This window comes from Streptomyces yokosukanensis (assembly GCF_001514035.1).
Taxonomy (GTDB): domain Bacteria; phylum Actinomycetota; class Actinomycetes; order Streptomycetales; family Streptomycetaceae; genus Streptomyces; species Streptomyces yokosukanensis.
The window spans coordinates 240093-260752 of record NZ_KQ948212.1 but is presented as its reverse complement, the minus strand read 5'-3'; the positions used below and the strand labels follow the sequence as shown (position 1 = coordinate 260752).

21 protein-coding genes are annotated in these 20660 nt (G+C 72.9%); 14 read left to right on the top strand and 7 right to left on the bottom strand.

Annotated features, from left to right (window positions below; translation table 11 throughout):
- Nucleotides 1-22 precede the first annotated feature (22 nt).
- Nucleotides 23-940, top strand: a complete 918-nt coding sequence (gene mmuM / locus AQI95_RS18990) for a homocysteine S-methyltransferase (protein WP_067124503.1) — start codon at nucleotides 23-25, stop codon at nucleotides 938-940.
- A 136-nt stretch (nucleotides 941-1076) separates the two neighbouring features.
- On the opposite strand, the gene AQI95_RS18985 is transcribed toward mmuM, so the two are convergent.
- The 3 genes from AQI95_RS18985 to AQI95_RS18975 all read right to left on the bottom strand — a co-directional run bounded on the left by AQI95_RS18985 (nucleotide 1077) and on the right by AQI95_RS18975 (nucleotide 4017).
- Nucleotides 1077-2645, bottom strand: coding sequence for a carboxylesterase/lipase family protein (locus AQI95_RS18985; RefSeq protein WP_208614214.1), 1569 nt, complete (start codon nucleotides 2643-2645; stop codon nucleotides 1077-1079).
- A 251-nt stretch (nucleotides 2646-2896) separates the two neighbouring features.
- On the bottom strand, nucleotides 2897-3157 hold the full coding sequence (locus AQI95_RS18980; RefSeq protein ID WP_244188785.1) for a hypothetical protein: 261 nt from the start codon (nucleotides 3155-3157) through the stop codon (nucleotides 2897-2899).
- A complete protein-coding gene (locus AQI95_RS18975; RefSeq protein WP_067124501.1) occupies nucleotides 3154-4017 on the bottom strand; it encodes an isocitrate lyase/PEP mutase family protein in 864 nt (287 codons plus the stop codon). Before AQI95_RS18975 ends, AQI95_RS18980 begins: the two co-directional genes overlap by 4 nt.
- A 236-nt stretch (nucleotides 4018-4253) precedes the next feature.
- Here AQI95_RS18975 and AQI95_RS18970 point away from each other — a divergent pair, with 236 nt between their 5' ends.
- Together AQI95_RS18970 and AQI95_RS18965 are read left to right on the top strand one after the other, a co-directional pair.
- Nucleotides 4254-4886, top strand: a complete 633-nt coding sequence (locus AQI95_RS18970) for a VOC family protein (RefSeq protein WP_067124499.1) — start codon at nucleotides 4254-4256, stop codon at nucleotides 4884-4886.
- Nucleotides 4887-4965: 79 nt separating this feature from the next.
- Nucleotides 4966-5367: a VOC family protein gene (locus tag AQI95_RS18965; RefSeq protein WP_067124497.1), complete on the top strand. Its 402-nt coding sequence runs from the start codon at nucleotides 4966-4968 to the stop codon at nucleotides 5365-5367.
- Here AQI95_RS18965 and AQI95_RS18960 read toward each other — a convergent pair.
- The 3 genes from AQI95_RS18960 to AQI95_RS18950 form a co-directional block, all read right to left on the bottom strand.
- Nucleotides 5350-6036 (bottom strand): helix-turn-helix domain-containing protein, encoded by a 687-nt coding sequence (locus tag AQI95_RS18960; protein ID WP_208614213.1) that lies wholly within the window; start codon nucleotides 6034-6036, stop codon nucleotides 5350-5352. The genes AQI95_RS18965 and AQI95_RS18960 overlap by 18 nt on opposite strands.
- 111 nt (nucleotides 6037-6147) lie before the next feature.
- On the bottom strand, nucleotides 6148-7080 hold the full coding sequence (locus tag AQI95_RS18955; protein WP_244188784.1) for a VC0807 family protein: 933 nt from the start codon (nucleotides 7078-7080) through the stop codon (nucleotides 6148-6150).
- Between the two features lie 181 nt (nucleotides 7081-7261).
- The gene (locus AQI95_RS18950) at nucleotides 7262-8209 is read right to left on the bottom strand and encodes an AraC family transcriptional regulator (RefSeq protein ID WP_067124495.1); all 948 of its coding nucleotides are present in this window, start codon (nucleotides 8207-8209) and stop codon (nucleotides 7262-7264) included.
- Between the two features lie 81 nt (nucleotides 8210-8290).
- On the opposite strand from AQI95_RS18950, the gene AQI95_RS18945 reads away from it, so the two are divergent.
- On the top strand, nucleotides 8291-9190 hold the full coding sequence (locus AQI95_RS18945; protein ID WP_244188783.1) for a Rossmann-fold NAD(P)-binding domain-containing protein: 900 nt from the start codon (nucleotides 8291-8293) through the stop codon (nucleotides 9188-9190).
- Nucleotides 9191-9336: 146 nt separating this feature from the next.
- Here AQI95_RS18945 and AQI95_RS18940 read toward each other — a convergent pair whose 3' ends face one another.
- Nucleotides 9337-10545, bottom strand: coding sequence for a YihY/virulence factor BrkB family protein (locus AQI95_RS18940; protein ID WP_107121687.1), 1209 nt, complete (start codon nucleotides 10543-10545; stop codon nucleotides 9337-9339).
- Nucleotides 10546-10676: 131 nt separating this feature from the next.
- Between AQI95_RS18940 and AQI95_RS18935 the strand changes: the two genes are divergently transcribed.
- The 10 genes from AQI95_RS18935 (at nucleotide 10677) to cysD (ending at nucleotide 20659) form a co-directional block, all read left to right on the top strand.
- Nucleotides 10677-12314, top strand: a complete 1638-nt coding sequence (locus AQI95_RS18935; protein ID WP_067124492.1) for an acyl-CoA dehydrogenase family protein — start codon at nucleotides 10677-10679, stop codon at nucleotides 12312-12314.
- Between the two features lie 322 nt (nucleotides 12315-12636).
- Nucleotides 12637-13923: a GAF domain-containing protein gene (locus tag AQI95_RS18930; protein WP_208614212.1), complete on the top strand. Its 1287-nt coding sequence runs from the start codon at nucleotides 12637-12639 to the stop codon at nucleotides 13921-13923.
- A 175-nt stretch (nucleotides 13924-14098) separates the two neighbouring features.
- Nucleotides 14099-15433 (top strand): hypothetical protein, encoded by a 1335-nt coding sequence (locus tag AQI95_RS18925; RefSeq protein ID WP_067124488.1) that lies wholly within the window; start codon nucleotides 14099-14101, stop codon nucleotides 15431-15433.
- A gap of 100 nt (nucleotides 15434-15533) precedes the next feature.
- Nucleotides 15534-16106 (top strand): GNAT family N-acetyltransferase, encoded by a 573-nt coding sequence (locus AQI95_RS18920; protein ID WP_067124486.1) that lies wholly within the window; start codon nucleotides 15534-15536, stop codon nucleotides 16104-16106.
- A gap of 150 nt (nucleotides 16107-16256) precedes the next feature.
- Nucleotides 16257-16340: a putative leader peptide gene (locus AQI95_RS50145; protein ID WP_309486338.1), complete on the top strand. Its 84-nt coding sequence runs from the start codon at nucleotides 16257-16259 to the stop codon at nucleotides 16338-16340.
- A gap of 127 nt (nucleotides 16341-16467) precedes the next feature.
- Nucleotides 16468-18165, top strand: coding sequence for a nitrite/sulfite reductase (locus tag AQI95_RS18915; protein ID WP_067124484.1), 1698 nt, complete (start codon nucleotides 16468-16470; stop codon nucleotides 18163-18165).
- 40 nt (nucleotides 18166-18205) lie between these two features.
- On the top strand, nucleotides 18206-18388 hold the full coding sequence (locus AQI95_RS18910) for a hypothetical protein (protein WP_067124482.1): 183 nt from the start codon (nucleotides 18206-18208) through the stop codon (nucleotides 18386-18388).
- Nucleotides 18385-19095 carry a phosphoadenylyl-sulfate reductase gene (locus tag AQI95_RS18905; RefSeq protein ID WP_067124480.1) on the top strand — a complete coding sequence of 237 codons (711 nt, stop codon included), beginning with the start codon at nucleotides 18385-18387 and terminating at the stop codon, nucleotides 19093-19095. Before AQI95_RS18910 ends, AQI95_RS18905 begins: the two co-directional genes overlap by 4 nt.
- 86 nt (nucleotides 19096-19181) lie before the next feature.
- Nucleotides 19182-19718 carry an adenylyl-sulfate kinase gene (gene cysC / locus AQI95_RS18900; RefSeq protein WP_067124478.1) on the top strand — a complete coding sequence of 179 codons (537 nt, stop codon included), beginning with the start codon at nucleotides 19182-19184 and terminating at the stop codon, nucleotides 19716-19718.
- Nucleotides 19715-20659 (top strand): sulfate adenylyltransferase subunit CysD, encoded by a 945-nt coding sequence (gene cysD, locus AQI95_RS18895; RefSeq protein WP_067124476.1) that lies wholly within the window; start codon nucleotides 19715-19717, stop codon nucleotides 20657-20659. The genes cysC and cysD overlap by 4 nt, the downstream gene beginning before the upstream one ends.
- Nucleotide 20660: the final 1 nt, after the last annotated feature.

The window sequence follows — 20660 nt, the reverse complement described above, 5'->3', positions numbered from 1 at the left end:
CGACAGGGCCTAGCGTCATGGCATGACCAGCGACACCTCCCCCAGCCTCGCCGACGCCCTCGCGGCCCGGGCACTCGTGCTCGACGGCGGCATGTCCAACCAGTTGGAGTCGGCCGGGTACGACCTGAGCGACGAGCTGTGGTCGGCGCGGCTGCTCGCCGAGCGGCCGGAAGCGGTGACCGCGGCGCATCTGGCCTACTTCCGGGCGGGCGCGGACGTGGCCATCACCGCCAGCTACCAGGCCACCTTCGAGGGCTTCGCGCGCCATGGCATCGGCCGCGACGACGCGGTCCGGCTGCTCGCCCTGAGCGTGGACCTCGCGCGAGAAGCCGCGCGGCAGGCCCGGGGCGCGGGCATCGAGCGACCGCTGTGGGTGGCGGCCTCGGTCGGGCCGTACGGGGCGATGCTCGCGGACGGCTCCGAGTACCGCGGCCGGTACGGGCTGAGCATGGCGGAACTGGAGCGCTTTCACCGGCCGCGCATCGAGGCACTGGCCGCCGCCGCGCCGGACGTCCTCGCCCTGGAGACGGTGCCGGACGCCGACGAGGGCGCCGCGCTGCTGGCGGCGGTGCGCGGGCTGGGGGTGCCGGCGTGGCTGTCGTACACGGTCGACGGCCGGCGGACCCGGGCCGGGCAGCCCCTGGAGGAGGCCTTCGCCCTGGCCGCGGACGTGGACGAGGTGATCGCGGTCGGCGTGAACTGCTGTGCGCCGCAGGACGTGGCGCCCGCGGTGGAGATCGCGTCCAGGGTCACCGGCAAGCCGGTCGTGGTCTATCCGAACAGCGGCGAGACCTGGGACGCCGAGGCGCGCGCCTGGACCGGGGGCGCGACGTTCGGCGCCGGGCAGGTCGCGGCGTGGCGGGAGGCGGGCGCGCGGTTGATCGGGGGGTGCTGCCGGGTGGGGCCGGACGGTATCGCGGCGATCGCCTCGGGACTGTGAGGATCACGGAACCACCGGGGAGCATCGGCGTGTACGGCGGCCGCGGGCCGGTTGCGGCCGGTCGCGCCCACGCTGCGGGGCCGCATGTCGCGCACGGCCCTGCGCCCCTGCCTCGCACCCCTCCTGCGGGGTGCCGTCAGCGGCGGCGCGCGCCCACGGACCGCCGCAGGCGCCGTACCGCTGCCGCCAGTTCGGTTCCGGGGGCCCGGGCGTCGGTGGCCGGTGCGGGTTCGGGGACGGTGGTGGCGGGCGACCAGAGGGCGAACTCGGCATCGCGTGGTCCGTGTGCGGTGTACGGCATCCCGTCGCCGAAGATCCGTACGGGATGCGAGGCGTCCCAGGGCTGCCAGCCGGGGTCGCCGGTCGTCGCGAAGCGCACCCAGGCTCCGTGCATCGCCTCGCACAGGTCGTCCGGGGCGCCCTCGCCCGCCAGTTTCTGCGATTCGGGCATGTCGCCGGAGTCGAAGACGAAGCCCAGCTCCAGGGCGTGGCAGGCGCCGAGGGACGGGAGGTTGGACGGCCAGGCGAACTCGTAGAGGTAGGAGGCGCCGGGGCGGGAGTCGGCGAGGCGGTGCAGGGGGATGCGCAGCAGATGGTCGGTGACCATCTGTCCGACGATCTCGGCGGTGTCGGCGTCGGGGTGCAGGGCGCGGTAGCCGCGGGGCACCTCGTGGCCGGCGCGGCAGCGGGCCATGGCGCCCGCCAGGGAGACGGGGCCGAGCCGGTCGACGTGTTCGACGAGTCCGCCGGGCACCAGCCACAGCCGGTACTCGTCCCGGGTCCAGCCCATGAGCAGTTCCACGCCCGGGGCGGCGTCGCCGTCGATCAGCGCCTGCAGGGGGTCGCGGGGGACGACGTCGTCGTCGACGACGAGACCGAAGGCGGGTCCGCCCAGCACCGGGCTGCTGAGCCGGCCGACCTCGGCCTGGGTGCGCAGCAGCAGTGCGCGGTCGACGGCGGCGAAGGCCTCGGCGGTGGCCGCGATCTTCAGCCGGCCGGCCATACGGCGCACCATCCGCCGTACCTTGTCGCGGTCGGACACCTCGGGCGGTCCGCTCTGCAGCACCGCCCGCCGCACCAGGCCGCGGGCCTGCGGCGCGGCGAGCAGGGCGCCGGCGCTGATGGCACCCGCCGACTGTCCGCACAGGGTGATCCGGTCGGGGTCGCCGCCGAAGGCGCCGACCGTCTCGTGGACCCAGTGCAGGGCGGCGAGTTGGTCGCGCAGTCCGGGGTTGGGCGGAGCGTCGGGGAACAGTCCGTAGCCCTCGACCCCCAGCCGGTAGTTGATCGAGACGCAGACGACGCCGTCGCGGGCGAAGGTGCCGCCGTCGTACACGGGAACGGCGGACGAGCCCCTCGTCAGGGCGCCGCCATGGAGCCAGAGCAGAACGGGGAGCCGGGCTCCCGGGTCCGGCTCGGGGGTCCATATGTTGAGGTTGAGGCAGTCGTCGCCGGGGATCTCGGGGTCGGACAGATACTGGGCGAACGCCTCGGAGTACGGCGGTTTCGGCGCCGTCGGGCCGAAGGCGGCGGCGTCGCGTATCCCGTCCCAGGGTTCGGGCGGCTCGGGCGGGCGGAAGCGCCGGGGGCCGACGGGCGGGGCGGCGTACGGGATGCCCCGGAACACCGCGATCCCCTTCTCGTACCGGCCGCGTACGGCCCCGTGGGGCGTTCTGACCACGGGGCCTGTCTGGTCTGCCGTCATCGCCCACCAGCCCTTCGCCGTGCTCCTGCGTCCGTCGCAGCCACGCTGAGTGCGCTGTTCACATCAGAGCATCACAGTGCGGGGATGTATTCCGGCGCACGGACCTGACGCTGGGCCGTTCGACGTACCTTCCCGTGTCAGCACGTCCGTGCGGCAGCCTCTGTTGCGCAGGTACAGCGACGGCCGGGTGGCTCCCGTGCGGGGTCCCGGCCGTCGTCCTGTGTGGTGGTCTCCGGTTGAGGGGGGGGCGGTCAGTCCTCGTCGTGGTGACCGGCGGCGCCCATGAAGGCCTCGACCACGTCGACGGCGCTGCCGTCGTGGTCGCTGCCGGCGGTGCCGCTGCCGGCCTGGACGTTGGCCGCGCGGTCGACCTCCAGCCAGGAATCGGCGTTCGAGTTGTCGACCACGGTGATCAGGCTTCCTCCCTGCGCACCCGCGGGTGCGGCACCGGCTCCGAGCAGCGCGGCGCAGGCAGCCGCGACGATCCCCAGCCGGGGTACGGCACCGCTCACACGCCCACGCCCTCGGGAGTGACCCGCTCACGGGCGATGTTGCGCTCCAGCAGGGTGGTGGAGGCCTTGACGCCGATCCCGCTGGCCGGATCCACCTGCGGCAGCCGGCCGTCGGCGGCCTTCAGGCCGGCGAGCGCGGAGTCCATCGCCTCGTGGGCAGCGAACAGGCACGGGGTGCTGTAGATGGCCACGTCGACGCCGAGGTCGGTCAGTTCACCGAGGGACAGGCGGGGCGACTTGCCGCCGGCGATCTGGTTGAACAGCAGCGGCTTGGCTCCGACGACCTTGCGGATGCGCTTGATCCACTCGACGCTGCGCACCCCGTCGACCAGGATCACGTCGGCATCGGTCGCGGCCAGCTGTTCCGCGCGGTGCAGGATGTCCTCCTCGTCCGTGGCGTCCGTCCGGGCGACGACGACCAGGTCCTTGCGGGTCTGGAGGACCCTGTGCAGCTTCTCCAGATACTCGTCCAGCGGCAGCACCTGCTTGCCGTCGGCGTGCCCGCAGCGGCGGGGCCGCTTCTGGTCCTCCAGGATCACGCCGGAGGCGCCGATGCGCTCCAGCCCCTCGACGACGTGGCAGGCGACCTCGGGGTCGACGTATCCGTCGTCGATGTCGACCAGCAGGTGGTGGTGCGGGAACGCGCCCCGCAGCCGCTGGACGAAGGCCACCATGTCGGGCCAGGCGATGAAACCGATGTCGGGCAGCCCGTAGTACGAGGCCGCGAAACCGAAGCCCGAGACGAACATCCCGTCGTAGTGCTTGGCCGCGATCGACGCCGAGTACATGTCGTACACGCCGATCAGCGGTGTGGTACCGGGCCCGGCGATGCGCTCGCGCAGCTTTTTACCGTAGGTCAAGGCCGGCTCCTCCTGTGGACGGGTGACGCGAGGCCGGATGGCCGACGCGCCTCGACACCCTTTGCCAAGACAAGAACATATATAGATACTCACGTGACCATCCATGTACGCCAGCTTTACTCACTCCAATGGCGCAACCGGTTCACCGCAGAAACGTCACTCAGGGCGCCGACAGGGGTGGGCGTACGGGCCAACTCCCTTGAAGGGCCTGGCCGGTGACCGTAGCCTCGCCGGGCATGAACGCCGTTCCCCCGTTCCTGGACCATCTCGTCCTGGCCACGCCCGATCTGGCGGCGACGGTCGCCGACTTCGCGCGGCGGACCGGTGTGACACCGGCGCCCGGCGGTGCACACCTCGGCCTCGGCACGCGCAACCATCTGGTGGGCCTGGGCGGCCGGAGCTATCTGGAGATCCTCGGCCCCGACCCCGGACAGCCCGAGCCCGCCGGGCCCCGGCCGTTCGCAGTCGACCGGCTGTCTCGGCCGCGCACGCTGACCTGGGCGATCAGCCCACCCGACCTGGAGTCGGCGATCACGACGGCCCGCGCTCGGGGTCACGACCCCGGGCCCGTGCGCCCGATGAGCCGCCGCACGCCGGACGGCACCGTGCTGCGCTGGCGGCTGACCGACGGCGGCCACGCACATCCCTCCGGACTGGTCCCCTTCCTGATCGACTGGGGCGACTCCCCCCACCCTTCGGCCTCGGGCCTTCCGGTCACCCCGCTGCTGGCGGTGTCCGCCGGCGTGCCGGACCCGGAGGAGGTCCGCGGCCCGCTCGCGGCCCTGGGCACCGGGCTGACGCTCGCCGCGGGACCGGTCGCGCTCTCCTTCACCGTGGACACCCCCAAGGGGCCCGTCACCTTCGGCTGAGACACACGGGGCCGCTACGCCCCCGGGAGTGTCCGATTCCTTCAAGACCGGGCGACGGCCCCCTGCCTACGGTGACCGCATGACTGCACGATTCGCCGTGATCGGCGTGGTGGCCTCCGACCTGGCCGCCTCGCTCGCCTTCTACCGTCGCCTCGGGCTGGCCTTCCCTCCCGGCGCCGAGGAACAGCCCCATGTCGAGGCCGAGTTGCCCGGCGGCCTGGTGCTCGCCCTGGACACCGAGGACACCGTCCGCTCCTTCCACTCCGGCTGGCGGCCGCCCGAGGGCGGTGGTCGCGTCGGCCTCGCCTTCCGCTGCGGCTCGCCCGCCGAGGTCGACGCCCTGTACGAGGATCTGGTGGCCGCCGGGTACCACGGGGAGCTGAAGCCGTGGGACGCGTTCTGGGGGCAGCGGTACGCCACCGTGCACGACCCCGATGGCAACGGCGTCGACCTGTTCGCGCCGCTACCCGCCGCCGAGTAGCTCTCCGAGCGGCATACCCGTCAGCTCCCGCACCTCGCGGGAGAGATGAGACTGGTCCGCATAGCCGGCACGCAGGGCCGACTCGGCGTACGGCGTTCCGGCGCGGGCCAGTGCCAGCGCCCGCTGCAGGCGCAGGATGCGGGCCAGGGTCTTGGGGCCGTAGCCGAACGCGACCAGGCAGCGGCGGTGCAACGTGCGGGTGCCGACGCCGAGTTCGGCTGCCGTGGCGGACACCGGGCACCCCTCGTCCAGGCGCCGCACCAGCCGGTGCAGCAGCGGATCGGGGGCCGTGGCCCGCGCGGCCCGGTCCAGGGCGATGTCCTCCAGCGCCGTCGCCGCGTCGTGCGCCGACTCGACCCGATCCCCGAGGCGCCGGACCCGGGCGGCGGGCCACAGGTCCGCCAAGTCGACCCGCAGATCGCGCAGTTCGTGCGCGGGCACGCCGAGCAGCGAGGGCGCGGTGCCGGGAAAGAAGCGGACGCCGGTCCAGGAGCGGGGCGGACCCTCGGGAACGTAGGGGCGGGTGTCGGGCCCCGCGACCAGCAGCCGGCCCTCGCTCCACAGCAGGTCCATGCAGCCGTCGGGCAGCACCGGCCGGCCGTCGACCCCGTCCGGGGTGTTCGTCCACACGACCGCGCCCGTCAGCCGGGACGCCCGCTCCGCGTACACGTGTGCCAGCCTACGTCTGGGACACACCCTCGGGCCCGTCTCCCGCCTCGCGCCTCGCGCCTCGCCCGACGAGCGCCCGTGCTGCGGTCGTCCGGCTTACGGCCTTCCGGCTCAGGGCCGTCCGCTCGGCTCGGGTGCCGGGCCGTGGGGCGCGGGACACGACGGCGCCGGGCTTATGCGTATGCCCCTGTGCGGGGTCTGCTGCCCGCCGAAGAGAACGCCGGTGTCGGTTTCGGGCTCGGTCTCGGGCTCGGGCTCGGCGTCGGGGGCGCCGAACAGCCGGAGGCCGTGGCGGGTGCGGAAGCGGCGGGCGTAGGCGGCGGTGGCCACGGCGGTCAGGGCGAGCAGCAGGAGCGAGAGGACCCGGGCCAGCAGCGGCACGACGTCGGTGGGCAGAGTGGCGGCGGCGAGTGAGCCGAGACCTCCGTCGAGCAGCTGCTCGGCTCCCCAGGCCGCGGTCAGGACGCGCAGTGCCCGGCGGAACTCGGCGGAGTCCCGCCATGTCCGGTCCCGTGCCCGGGACCCCGGGCCCCGGTGCAGCCGCTGTCCGAGCTGGAAGGCGAGCGGCCTGCCGGTGAACGCGGTGCCGAGCACCCAGCCGCCGACCACGAGGGACAGCACCGCGTCCTTGAACAGCAGGATCCGGGGGCCACCACCGATCAGGGCGGCCAGCGCGGCGGCCGCCAGCAGCACCGTGAAGAACAGGTCCATGCCGTCGATCCGGCGCTGCCGCACCGCACCGGTCACCAGGCGCAGAGCGGGCGGCGCGCCGCTGAGGAGTAACGCCGGTGCCTGTCCGGCGCCGAGGGCGCGGGCCGCGTAGTACACGAGGAGCGGCAGGACGATGTCCGCGGCGAGGGCGAGCAGCGGACCGCGGGCCGGACCGGCCTTCGTCTTCCCTGTCCCTCTCCCATCCCCCTTCCCCCTCCCCCTCCCGTTCTCCTTCCCCCTTCCGTTTCCCTTGCCGTTCCTCTCCCCCGAGCCGAGCCGTCGCGCCTGTGCCACCGGGTCCGCCGGGTTCGCCGAACTCGCCGTGTCCGTCACGTCCACCCTCTCCTCCGCCTCCTTCAGCGACGCGAAGCCCTTCGCGTCCTTGCGTCCGGCCGGACGCCGCCGACCTGCGGAAAACGCTAGGTCCGAGGCGGCCCCGGGCGGATCGGAGCACGGGTGGAGAGCCGGGTGGAAAGCGGGTGGAACCCGAGGGTGGAGATCCCGGGCGCGGCTCTCAGGGGCGGCCCCCATGCCCCGCTCGGTGCTCCTGCGGGCTCACGCCGTACACCCGCTTGAACGCGCTGGAGAGCGCGAAGGCGCTGCCGTAGCCGACATGGCGGGCGATGGTGTCGAGGGTGAGGTCCGTGTCGCGCAGCCGGTCGGCGGCGAGGGCGAGCCGCCAGCCGGTCAGATAGGCCATCGGGGGCTCACCCACGAGGTCGGTGAAGCGGCGGGCGAGGGCGGCGCGGGACACGCCCGCCTTGGCGGCGAGCGCGGCCACCGTCCACGGGTGCGCCGGGTCGTCCTGCAGCAGGCGCAGCGCGCGGCCGACGACCGGGTCGCCCAGCGCCCGGTACCAGGCGGGGGCCGCCGCCTCCGGACGGGAGAACCAGACCCTCAGCGCGCTGATGAGCAGCAGGTCCAGCAAGCGGTCCAGGACGACCTCCTGGCCGGGTTCGTCGCGGACGATCTCCTCGGCCAGCAGGGGCGTGAGCGGGCAGTCCCACACCTCGGCGGGGAGGGTCAGCAGCGGCGGCAGGGCGTCGAGGAGGCGGCCGTGGATCTCGCCGCGCATCAGGTAGGTGCCGATCAGCATGACCGTGGCGGCGTCGGGGCGGTCGCCCCAGGTGCGCACCCCCAGGTCCATGGAACCGTTCAGGGCGGTGCCGTCGGGGTAGCGGCACTCACCGCCGGGCAGGATCAGCGCCTGTGGCGCGGTGTCCGGTTCGTCGCCGCAGGTGTACGGGTCCGGGCCGCGCGCGATGGCCAGGTCTCCGGGGCCGAGCCGCACCGGCACGCCGTCGCCGTCCGGGGTGATCCAGGCGGTGCCGCGCGCCATGAGCATCACGGTCAGCGGCGCCTCGTCCTCCACGCGCACGGCCCAGGGCGGGTCGAAGCACGCGCGGATCATGAAGGCGCCGTGCGCGCGCGGACCGTCCAGCAGACCTGCGAGTGCGTCCATGGGGGCAGCGTAGACGCACGCTTATGGGCGTGAGCGGCTCGGCGATGTCGCCTTTCCCCGTACGGCAGTTGACTGACGGACATGACGCAGAACACGCAGAAGACGCCCGACACACAGAACACACAGAACACACAGGACAGGCCGAGCGCCCCGGACACGGCGGTGTCGACACTGGTGGTGACCGGTGCGTCCGGCCGGACCGGCAGCCGGGTCGCGGCGGCGGCGCGGGCGGCGGGTCTGACGGTCCGCGCCGCCTCCCGTGCGCGGGGCTTCGACTGGCAGGACCCGTCGACCTGGGAGCCCGTGCTGCGCGGCGCCGACGCGGCCTACCTGGTGTACCCCACGGACGTGGGCGCCCCGGACGCCCCCGAGGCGGTGGGCGGGCTCGCCCGCGTCGCAGTGGGGCTCGGCGTACGGCGGCTGGTGCTGCTGTCGGCCCGTGGCGAGGAGCAGGCCCTGCCGACCGAGGAGGCGCTCGCCGGGTCGGGGGCCGAGTGGACGGCCGTACGGGCCGCGTGGTTCGCGCAGAACTTCAGCGAGGGGCCGCTGCTCGATGAGTTGCGGACGGGCGGGGAGCTGGTGTTTCCCGGAGGGGCGGTGCGGGAGCCGTTCGTCGATGTGCGGGACATCGCGGACGTGGTGCTGGCGGCGCTCACCGGCGGCGACCGGTATGTGCGGCGGGCGCTGGAGGTGTCCGGGCCGCGGCTGCTGACCTTCGGTGAGGCGGTCGCCGAGGTCGCGGCGGCGACGGGGCGGGAGCTGGCGTACCGGGCGGTGTCGCCTCGGGAGTACGGGGAGCGGCTGGCCGGGTTCGGGGTGTCACCCGAGGAGGTGGAGTTCCTGGTCGAGCTGTTCACGTCCCTGCTCGACGGGCGCAACGCGCACGTCTCGGACGGCGTACGGCAGGTGCTGGGCCGGGCACCCCGGGACTTCGGGGACTACGCGCGGGAGGCCGCGGCGGCCGGTGCCTGGAAGCCCTGACGCCGACGGGGGCTTCGGGCCCGCGGCGGGCCGGGCCCGCCGCACGCCCCACCGACCTGCGCGCGTACGGCTCACGACGGGCCTGCACGCGCGCGTAGGACTCATGTCCGCCCCGCACGCGCGCGTACGGCTCGCGGCGCGCCCGGTCACTGCTGCGGGTGTGTCGTCCCGCCGTCCCCGCCCGTCTCGTGCGGATGTCCGCCGTCGTCCTGGTGCGGATGCCGGTCATGGGCCTTGTGCGCGTGCTGCACGTGCTTGGCGTGGGTGCGCAGGCGGGCCGTGACGTCCTCCGGGGGCAGGAAGCGGGACCAGCGCTCGGGGAACTCGGAGGGCATGTCGGGGTCGTCGGGGTCGGTTTCGCGCGTTGCCGCGGCCCAGGCGACGTACTCGGCGACCTGGGCCTCGCGGATCCGCTCGTTCGCGGCGCGCGCGGCGGCCGTCGCGGCGGCGGGCCAGACCCGGTCGATGGCAGCGTTCACAGCCGCGCCGACGAGGACGGCGAAGGCCGACACACCGATCCACAGGAGCACGGCGACGGAGGCCGCGAGCGAGCCGTAGATGGTGGCGCCCTCGATGGTGTGCACAAGGTAGATCCGGAGCAGGGAGCTGCCGAGGACCCACATGCCGAGGGCGACCAGCGCGCCGGGCACGTCCTCGATCCACGGGGAGCGCACGGGCACGGAGACGTGGTAGAGGGTGGTCAGGAAGGCGATCGACAGGACGATGACGACCGGCCAGTACAGGACCTGTACCAGCGTCTCCGACCAGGGCACCACCCGCACGACCGCGTCCGGGCCCGCCACCATCAGCGGCAGGGCGACCGAGCCGATCAGCAGGGCCACGATGAACAGCGCGAACGACATCATCCGCGTCTTGACGATGCCCCGGACTCCGTCGAGGCCGTACATGACGGTGATGGTGTCGATGAAGACGTTCACCGCGCGCGATCCCGACCACAGGGCGAAGACGAAGCCGATGGAGATGACGTCGGGTCTGCCGCCCTTCATCACGTCGTGCAGGATCGGCTGGGTGATCTCCTTCACGCCCTTGTCGGACAGGACCGTCCGCGAGGCGTCGAGGATGTTGGTCTCCAGACTGCTGATGGTGTGGGCGCCGGTCCAGGTGTCGACGTAGGCGAGCAGCCCGATGAGGCAGAGCAGCAGCGGCGGCACGGACAGCAGCGTGAAGAACGCCGCCTCGGCCGCCAGGCCCAGGATGCGGTACTCCATGCAGGAGTTGACGGTGTCCTTGAGCAACAGCCAGGCGGTCCTGCGCTTGGAGACGTTCCGGTACAGGGCCCTGGCCCGGTGGAGGCGACCGGGGGACCGCTCGGGGGGTTCACTTGCTGGCTGCACGACCCAAAGGTATCCGCCGCGCCGGACCGCCCTCACCTTCCGGGGCGGGCGACCGCATCCTGCGCCGCCGGCGGCGCCGCTGTGCGACTCTGGAGGCCCTTACCGCCGCTGTCAGGGGTAGGTTCGCAATCATGGCAGGCACCCCCACCCACTCCGTGACGAACCAGCCGCCCCCGCTGGTCGGCTACGACCTGTTCACCGCCGACCGGGCCCTCGCGGAGGCCGTCGAACGGCACACCGCTTCGGACGTGCTCGACGAGGTGCGGGCGGAGCTGTCCCTGCTGGGCAGCGCGGCGGGCTCGGCGCAGCTGCAGGAGTGGGGGGCGCAGGCGAACGAGCACCCGCCGCGGCTGCGCACGCACGACCGGTACGGCCACCGGATCGACGAGGTCGACTTCCATCCGGCCTGGCACCGGCTGCTCGGCAAGGGCGTCTCGTCGGGTCTGACGGCCGCCTGGACCCGGCCGTCCGGGCACGTCCGCAGGGCCGCCGGCTTCCTGGTCTGGACCCAGGTCGAGGCGGGGAACTGCTGCCCGCTGTCGATGACCCACGCGGCCGTGCCCGCGCTGCGCACCGACCCCGGGCTCGCCGCCGAGTGGGAGCCGCGGCTGACGTCCACGCTCTACGACCGGGAGCTGCGGCCCGCGACGCGGAAGCCCGGCGCGCTCTTCGGCATGGGCATGACCGAGAAGCAGGGCGGCAGCGACGTCCGCGCGAACACCACCGCGGCCCGGCCGCTCGCCGAGTCGGGCACGTACTCGCTGACCGGGCACAAGTGGTTCTGCTCGGCGCCGATGTCGGACGCCTTCCTCGTGCTCGCCCAGGCCCCGGACGGCCTCACCTGCTTCCTGGTCCCCCGCGTCCTGCCCGACGGCTCCCGCAACGTCTTCCTCATCCAGCGGCTGAAGGACAAGCTGGGCAACCGCTCCAACGCCTCCGCGGAGGTGGAGTTCGCCGGCACCTGGGCGCGCCGGGTCGGCGAGGAGGGGCTCGGGGTGCGGACGATCATCGAGATGGTCGCGGCCACCCGGCTGGACTGCGCGCTCGGCTCGGCGGGCCTGATGCGGCAGGCGGTGGCCCAGGCGATCCACCACTGCGCCTACCGGGAGGCCTTCGGCGGCCGGTTGCTCGACAAGCCGCTGATGCGCAACGTCCTCGCCGACCTCGCGCTGGAGTCCGAGGCCGCGACCGCCCTGTCCCTCCGGCTCGCGGCCGCCTACGACGACGGCGGCGAACAGGAACGCGCCTTCCTGCGGCTGGCGGTGCCGGCCGCCAAGTACTGGATCACCAAGCGCTGCGCGCCCGTTGCGGTCGAGGCCGCGGAGTGCCTGGGCGGAAACGGGTACGTCGAGGAGTCGGGCCTGCCCCGGCTGGTACGGGAGTCACCGCTGAACTCCGTCTGGGAGGGCGCCGGAAACGTCCAGGCGCTGGATGTGCTGCGGGCGCTGCAGCGGGAGCCGGGCGCGCTGGACGCCTGCCTGACCGAGATCGGCCGCTCCCACGGCGCCGACCACCGCCTGGACCGCGCCGTGAAGGACCTGTTCACCGAACTCGCCGACCTGGACGCCGTGGAGGGCCGGGCCAGGCGGATCGTGGAACGGCTGGCGCTGGTGCTGCAGGGCTCCGTCCTGGTACGGCACGCGCCGTCCGAGGTGGCCGACGCCTTCTGCGCCTCCCGCCTGGGCGGCGACCACGGCGCGTCCTTCGGCACCCTGCCGACGGGCCTCGCCCTGGAGGCGATCGTGGCGCGAGCACACCCGCACTCCTGAACCGCGGGCCGGCCCGAGTCTGCCGCGCCCCCGCACCCCAGGCAGGGGTGGTGCTGCGCCGACACGGCACCACCCCCACCATCTGGGCCTGTTGAGCCCGCGGACGCGATCCCGCGTCAGGGTCAAGTCTCGGCCACCCTCCGACCGTCCACCAGGGTTGCAGGGGGTTGCAACTTGTCGGGGCACGTGCGCGGAGTGTGTGCCTCCGGCCTGCCCGGAGCGGCAATATGAGAGACACAGCCGGACCGGAAACCGCCGCCCGTACGGCTTGACAAGTATGTTCGATGCCCTTTTCGGGAGGACCCACGTGGTGAACCCGCCGATGAACGCGGCTCGCCTGGCCGCCCTGGACGCGACTCAGGCGGCGCGGCTGCTGAGCGAGGTACGCGACGCCACACTCGCCGGTCGACGTGCGAAGATCGCGCCCCGTCCGGTGATCGAGCAGTCCTGGGGACGGATGCTGCGCAGTGGTGTCGATCCCGATCACGACTTCAGATCCGGTCTGCTGCCCTCCGACGAAGTGCGGCGCCGACGTGAGGAGTCACGGCTGCGACATGTGCTGCCGGTGCTGCGCGAGGGGCTGCTTTCGGTCGCCGATGTCGCACAGCACATCATGGTCGTCGCGGACGCCGACGGCCGGGTGCTGTGGCGGGAGGGGTCCTCGCCGGTGCTGCGCAAGGCGGACGGCCTGGGCTTCGAACTCGGCGCGGACTGGCGGGAAGACGTCGTCGGCACCAACGGCGTGGGCACTCCGGCGGTGGTACGGCGGCCCGTACAGGTCTTCGCCGCCGAGCACTTCGTCCGCTCGCACGCCTCCTGGACGTGCACCGGCGCGCCGATCACCGATCCCAGGGACGGGCGGCTGATCGGTGTCGTGGATGTCAGCGGCCCGCTGGAGACCATGCATCCGGCGACCCTCTCCTGGGTGAACTCGGTGGCCAAGCTGGCCGAGGCGCGGCTGCGGGAGCTGCACCGGGACTCGCTGGAGCGGCTGCGGGCGGTGGCGGCGCCGGCGCTGGCACGGCTGGACGGGCGGGCGCTGGTGGTGGACCGGGACGGCTGGTCGGCGGCCGTGTCCGGGATGCCGTACGTGCAGCGGGTCGCGCTGCCCAAGTCGCTGGCGCCGGGGCATCGGTGGCTGCCGTCGCTGGGTTCGTGCGCGGTGGAGCCGCTGGCCGACGGCTGGCTGCTGCGGGCGACCGAGGAACCGCTCGGCACCGCGACCCGGATCGTGCTGGACCTGGCCAGGCCGGGCCGCAGTACGCTGACGGTGTCCGGTTCGGCGGGCCCCTGGTCGCGTGAACTCAGTCCTCGCCACGCCGAATTGCTGTTCCTGCTCGCCACCCACCGCTCCGGCCGCGGCGCGGCGGCCCTGGCCGAAGAACTGTTCGGGGATCCCTCACGCACGGTCACGGTGCGGGCCGAGATGTCCCGGATCCGACGGTATTCCGGGGAACTTCTGCAGCATCGGCCGTATCGTTTCCGCGAGGACGCCGAGATCGAGGTGCTGCTTCCCGACGACCCTCGTGACCTGCTGCCTTCCTCGACGGCACCGGCGATCGCGCGCAGCCGGACGGCCGCGCCGGGCGGCGGGCCCGCCGCCCGGTGAGCGCGCCTTCGGCATATTTGCGGGGTATCAGCCCTGCACAGGCCGTCGCTGCCGTAGCATCGCGTACGGGCCTCCCCGGCTGCTTCTTGCGTCAACGCAGGGATCGGCAGGCGCAGTTGACGCGCCGTCGGCCGGCGCGTCGTCGCGGCGGAGGAGCCGTGGAAGAGGGGACGAGATGAAGCATCGCGGCAGACACCGCCGACGCAGACGCGGCGCCGCGCTGCGCGCGTTCCTGGCCGGGACCGGGCTGGCGCTCACCGCCGCCGCCACCCTGATCAGCGCGTCCCAGGCGGACGTCACCGACAGTCCCGGCGCGCTCAAGCCGCTCTCCTCACCGGCGGACACCGCCCCGCTCGGGCTCCAGGAGCGGCTGGTCCCGGCCCGTACGCTGGACCGGCTCTCGGCCGCGATGGGCCACCCGGTCGGCGTGGACGCGGTCCTGGCGAGCGCTGACCGCGGGATGAGCGCGTCCGGCGACTGCGGCGCCGCCGACCGCGCGTCCCTGCCGGTGACCCCGCCGGCCACGCGTGCCTACTGCTGGGACCCGGCCGACACCACCGGCACCGGCTGGCGGCCGGCGTCGGTGACCACCTCCGGGGACGCCGACGACGACGGCGTGTGGGGCAGCCACCGGGTCGTCCTCGCCGGCTGGACCCACAGCACGACCAGCGGCCCCGCCGCCGAGCGGGGTCTGGCCAGGGTCGCCTTCGTGGACGCCGACGACCCCGCCCGTCTCGCCTACCGCTGGGTGCTGCTGGTGGTGCCGGTCGACGGCGGCCGTGACTACCGGGGCCTGTCCTCGGCGATCTCCGGCATGGTCTGGTACCAGAACAAGCTGCTGGTCACCACCAGGACCGGCAGCGCCGACGCGCTGTACGTCTACGACCTCGACCGGATCCAGCACACCAGCGTCGACGGACCCGCCGTCGGCCGGGTCCCCGGCGGCTGGTCGGCCGACGGCTACCGCTATGTGATGCCCGCGATCGGGTCGTACCGGTTCACCGCCGGGCGCTGCGCCCGCTCCGGCCCGCCCTGCCCCGGCGCGCTGGCCCTCGACCGGGGCTCCGCGCCGGACAGCCTGGTCGCCGCGGAGTGGACCGCACCGGACGGCGACCGGAACGCCCGGCTGTGGCGGTACTCCTTCAGTACGGATCCCGCGCGCGGCGGGCTGCTCGCCGCGGACGCCGCGGGCCGGGTGAAGGCGGTGGAGGCGTACCGGACCCGGGCGGCCGGGATCCGGGGCGTGCTGGCGTACCGGCGGCCGGGGACGGACCGGGCGTCCTGGTACGTGGGACGTCTGCCCGGGGCGCAGGACGGACATGGCGCGCTGTGGCGGCAGGACACCGGGGGAGCGACGGCGGCGCGCTGCGGCGCGGACGGTTCGCACCGCTGCTGGGCCGCGTCGGCGGGGTCCCTCTCCTACTGGCAGGAGACGGGCGAGGTGTGGTCGCTGTCGGACCGGATGCTCTTCGCCGTGCCCCTGGCCGATCTGGACCGCTCGCTGGAGTGACCGGGGGCGCCTCCACGGTGACCGGGGCCGGCTCCGGGTGACCCGGGCGATCGGCAGACCCGATCGACAGACCGGGCGGCGGGATGGTTCCCTGGCCCGCATGAGCAGCGTCCCCGTCACCACCTGGTCCCTGGAGCAGACGTCCCCGGCCGACCTCCTGCCCGCCGCCGCGCCCGAGGGCGACGTCCGGATCGTCCGTGCCGAGGTCCCCTCCCCCGAGTTCAGCCGCTTCCTGTACGCCTCCGTCGGCGGCGACATCCGCTGGACCGACCGGCTCGGCTGGACCTACGCCCGGTGGCAGGAGCATCTGGACCGGCCCGGCGTGGAGACCTGGGTGGCCTTCGACCGGGGCACCCCGGCGGGCTATGTGGAGCTGGAGCCGCAGGACGAGGGCGCGGTCGAGATCGTCTACTTCGGACTGATCCCCGCCTTCCGCGGCCGGCGCATCGGCGGCCATCTGCTGTCGTACGGCGCGGCGCGCGCCTGGGACCTGGCCGAGCGGTGGCCGCGGCGGACGCCGACGAAACGGGTATGGCTGCACACGTGCAGCAAGGACGGCGAGTTCGCCATGGACAACTACCAGCGGCGCGGCTTCAAGCTGTTCGACACCAAGGTCGAGCTGGAGCCGGACGTGATGACGCCGGGGCCCTGGCCCGAGGCGCATCGCGCCTGACACCCCGCCGATACCCCGCCCGGCCTGCCGGGACAAGCCGTGCGGCGGGGTATGTGAGCGACAACACCCTTGTCTCATGGTCCGAGACAAGGGTGTCCACATGTTGGATAAAGCTGGACTGTGTCCAGATCGCCGTGACACGCTTCCGTCATGTCTGGAACTGGAATTGCCTTGGTGAGTCGGCGGCACGTCGACCTCGGCCGCATGTCCAGCGCCATCTGTCCGGCGAGCTGACGCCCCAGCACCGCCGAGAACCCCCCGCACCCTGATCCCCTGTGCGCAATGCCGCGTACGCCTGCCCGCGTGCCCGCGTCTGCGCAGGTCAGAGCTGATTCCCATCGGTCCCGAAGGACGTAGAACCATGGCCGCCACTCCGCCGAACCCTGCCGCCTCCGCGCCCCGCCGCAAGGTGAGCCGTCACCGTGGTGAGGGTCAGTGGGCCGTGGGTCACTTCACCCCGTTGAACGGCAACGAGCAGTTCAAGAAGGACGACGACGGTCTCAATGTGCGGACACGTATTGAGACGATCTACTCCAAGCGCGGTTTCGACTCGATCGACCCGAACGACCTGCGCGGGCGGATGCGCTGGTGGGGGCTGTACACCCAGCGCAAGCCCGGGATCGACGGCGGCAAGACCGCGATCCTGGAGCCGGAGGAGCTGGACGACGAGTACTTCATGCTGCGGGTGCGCATCGACGGCGGGCGACTGTCGACGCGCCAGCTGCGGGTGATCGGCGAGATCTCCCAGGAGTTCGCGCGCGGCACCGCGGACATCACCGACCGGCAGAACATCCAGTTCCACTGGATCCGGATCGAGGACGTGCCCGAGATCTGGAACCGGCTGGAGGAGGTCGGCCTGTCCACCACCGAGGCCTGCGGCGACACGCCGCGCGTGATCCTCGGTTCCCCGGTCGCCGGCATCGCCGCGGACGAGATCATCGACGGCACCCCCGCCGTCGAGGAGATCCACCGGCGCATCGTCGGCAACAAGGCGTTCTCGAACCTGCCCCGCAAGTTCAAGTCCGCGGTCTCCGGCTCGCCGCTGCTGGACGTGGCGCACGAGATCAACGACGTCGCCTTCGTCGGCGTCGACCACCCGGAGCACGGCCCCGGATTCGACCTGTGGGTCGGCGGCGGTCTGTCCACCAACCCGAAGATCGGCGTGCGGCTCGGCGCCTGGGTGCCGCTGGACGAGGTGCCGGACGTCTACGAGGGTGTCATCTCGATCTTCCGCGACTACGGCTACCGCCGGCTGCGCACCCGTGCCCGCCTCAAGTTCCTCGTCGCCGACTGGGGTGCGCAGAAGTTCCGGCAGGTGCTGGAGGACGAGTACCTCCAGCGGAAGCTGGCCGACGGTCCGGCCCCCGCGCAGCCGCTGGAGCGCTGGCGCGACCACGTGGGTGTGCACCCGCAGAAGGACGGCCGGTTCTACGTCGGTTTCGCGCCGCGCGTCGGCCGGGTCGACGGCACCCTGCTCGCCAAGATCGCCGAGGTCGCCGAAGCCCACGGCTCGGGCCGGGTCCGCACCACCGTCGAGCAGAAGATGATCGTGCTCGACGTCGAGGAGGCGCAGATCGAGTCCCTGGTGGCGGGACTCGAGTCGCTGGACCTCACGGTCAGCCCGTCCCCGTTCCGCCGCGGCACCATGGCCTGCACCGGCATCGAGTTCTGCAAGCTCGCCATCGTGGAGACCAAGGCGCGCGGCATCGCGCTGATCGACGAACTGGAGCGCCGCCTGCCCGAGTTCGACGAGCCGCTCACCATCAACATCAACGGCTGCCCCAACGCCTGCGCCCGGATCCAGGTCGCGGACATCGGCCTCAAGGGCCAGCTGGTCCTGAACGACCAGGGCGAACAGGTCGAGGGCTTCCAGGTGCACCTCGGCGGCGCACTCGGCCTGGAGCCGGGCTTCGGCCGCAAGGTGCGCGGCCTGAAGGTCACCGCGGAGGAGCTGCCCGACTACGTCGAGCGGGTCCTGAGGCGCTTCCAGGCCGAGCGCGCCGACGGCGAGCGGTTCGCCACCTGGGCTGCGCGCGCTTCCGAGGAGGAGCTGTCGTGAACTTCGCGAACCGAGCCTCAGAAGAAGGGGAGGAGCTGTCGTGAGCGAGCGGGCCGCGCCCTTCTACTGCCCCTACTGCGGCGACGAGGACCTGCGTCCGAGCGAGCAGGGCCACGGCGCCTGGGAATGCGGGGCGTGCAACCGCGCATTCCAGCTGAAGTTCCTCGGGCTGCTCGCGCGAGGGCTGCAGCGCGCCGACCACGGAGGGGACGACCGGATATGACGACGGAGCAGAAGGACCGTACGAACGACGAGTTGAAGGCGCTCGCCGAGCAGGCGGGCCGCGACCTGGAGGACGCCTCCGCCCTGGAGATCCTCACGTGGGCGGTCGACACCTTCGGCACGGGGTTCTGCGTCACGTCCTCCATGGAGGACGCCGTCGTCGCCCATCTCGCCTCACGCGTGCTGAAGGGCGTCGACGTCGTCTTCCTCGACACCGGTTACCACTTCCCGGAGACCATCGGCACCCGGGACGCCGTCGAGGCCGTGATGGACGTCGACGTCATCACGCTCACCCCGAAGCAGACGGTCGCCGAACAGGACGCGCAGTACGGCCCGAGGCTGCACGACCGCGACCCCGACCTGTGCTGTGCCCTGCGCAAGGTCGCGCCGCTGGAAGAGGGCCTGAAGGCCTACCGGGCGTGGGCGACCGGCCTGCGCCGCGACGAGTCCCCGACCCGGGCGAACACCCCGGTGGTCGGCTGGGACGAGAAGCGGCAGAAGGTCAAGGTCTCCCCGATCGCCCGCTGGACGCAGGACGACGTGGACGCCTACGTCGCCGAGCACGGCGTCCTCACCAACCCGCTGCTGATGGACGGCTACCCCTCCGTCGGCTGCGCCCCGTGCACCCGCAGGGTCCTCGAGGGCGAGGACGCGCGGGCCGGCCGCTGGGCGGGCCGCGCCAAGACCGAGTGCGGGCTGCACGCATGACGACCAACACGGCCACTCACACGGCGTCCACAGCTCCCGCTAGTACGGCTGCGACGGAAGCGACCAATGCAACCCAGGAGAACCACGTGACCACCGGAGCCACCGTCTGGCTCACGGGTCTGCCGAGCGCCGGCAAGACCACCATCGCGTACGAGCTGGCCGGCCTGCTGCGGGACGAGGGCCACCGCGTCGAGGTGCTCGACGGCGACGAGATCCGCGAGTTCATCTCGGCGGGCCTCGGCTTCTCCCGCGCCGACCGGCACACCAATGTGCAGCGCATCGGCTTCGTCGCCGAGCTGCTCGCCCGCAACGGCGTCAAGGCGCTGGTGCCGGTGATCGCGCCCTACGCCGACAGCCGCGAGGCGGTGCGGGGGCGGCACGCGGAGCACGGAACGCCGTACCTGGAGATCCACGTGGCGACCCCGGTCGAGGTGTGCAGCGTCCGCGATGTGAAGGGTCTGTACGCCAAGCAGGCCGCGGGTGAGCTGACCGGGCTGACGGGGGTCGACGACCCCTATGAGGAGCCCCGGACACCGGATCTGCGGATCGAGTCGCAGCACCAGAGCGTGCGGGAGTCGGCGGCGTCGGTGTACGCCCTGCTGAGCGAGAGGGGACTGGCATGACGACCGTCGCCAAGGCCGCGACCGGCGGTGAGGGTACGGACAGCCCGTACGCCCTCTCGCACCTGGACTCGCTGGAGTCCGAGGCGGTGCACATCTTCCGCGAGGTGGCGGGCGAGTTCGAGAACCCGGTGATCCTGTTCTCCGGTGGCAAGGACTCCATCGTCATGCTGCATCTGGCACTGAAGGCGTTCGCGCCGGCCGCCGTGCCGTTCTCGCTGCTGCATGTGGACACGGGACACAACTTCCCCGAGGTCCTTGAGTACCGGGACCGTGTGGTGGCCGCCCATGGGCTGCGCCTCCATGTGGCCTCCGTCCAGGACTACATCGACCGCGGTGTGCTGAAGGAGCGTCCCGACGGCACCCGCAACCCGCTGCAGACGCTTCCGCTGACGGAGAGGATCCGCAGCGAGAAGTTCGACGCGGTCTTCGGCGGCGGCCGCCGGGACGAGGAGAAGGCCCGCGCCAAGGAGCGGGTGTTCTCGCTGCGCGACGAGTTCTCCCAGTGGGACCCCCGCCGCCAGCGCCCCGAGCTGTGGAACCTGTACAACGGCCGGCACGCCCCGGGCGAGCACGTCCGGGTCTTCCCGCTGTCCAACTGGACCGAGCTGGACGTCTGGCAGTACATCGCCCGCGAGGGCATCGAGCTGCCGGAGATCTACTTCGCCCACGAGCGCGACGTGTTCCGGCGCAGCGGCATGTGGCTGACCGCGGGCGAGTGGGGCGGCCCGAAGGACGGCGAGAGCATCGAGAAGCGGCTCGTGCGCTACCGCACCGTCGGCGACATGTCCTGCACCGGCGCCGTCGACTCCGACGCGACCACGCTGGACGACGTGATCGCCGAGATCGCGGCCTCCCGGCTCACCGAGCGGGGCGCGACCCGTGCCGACGACAAGATGTCCGAGGCCGCGATGGAAGACCGCAAGCGCGAGGGGTACTTCTAGC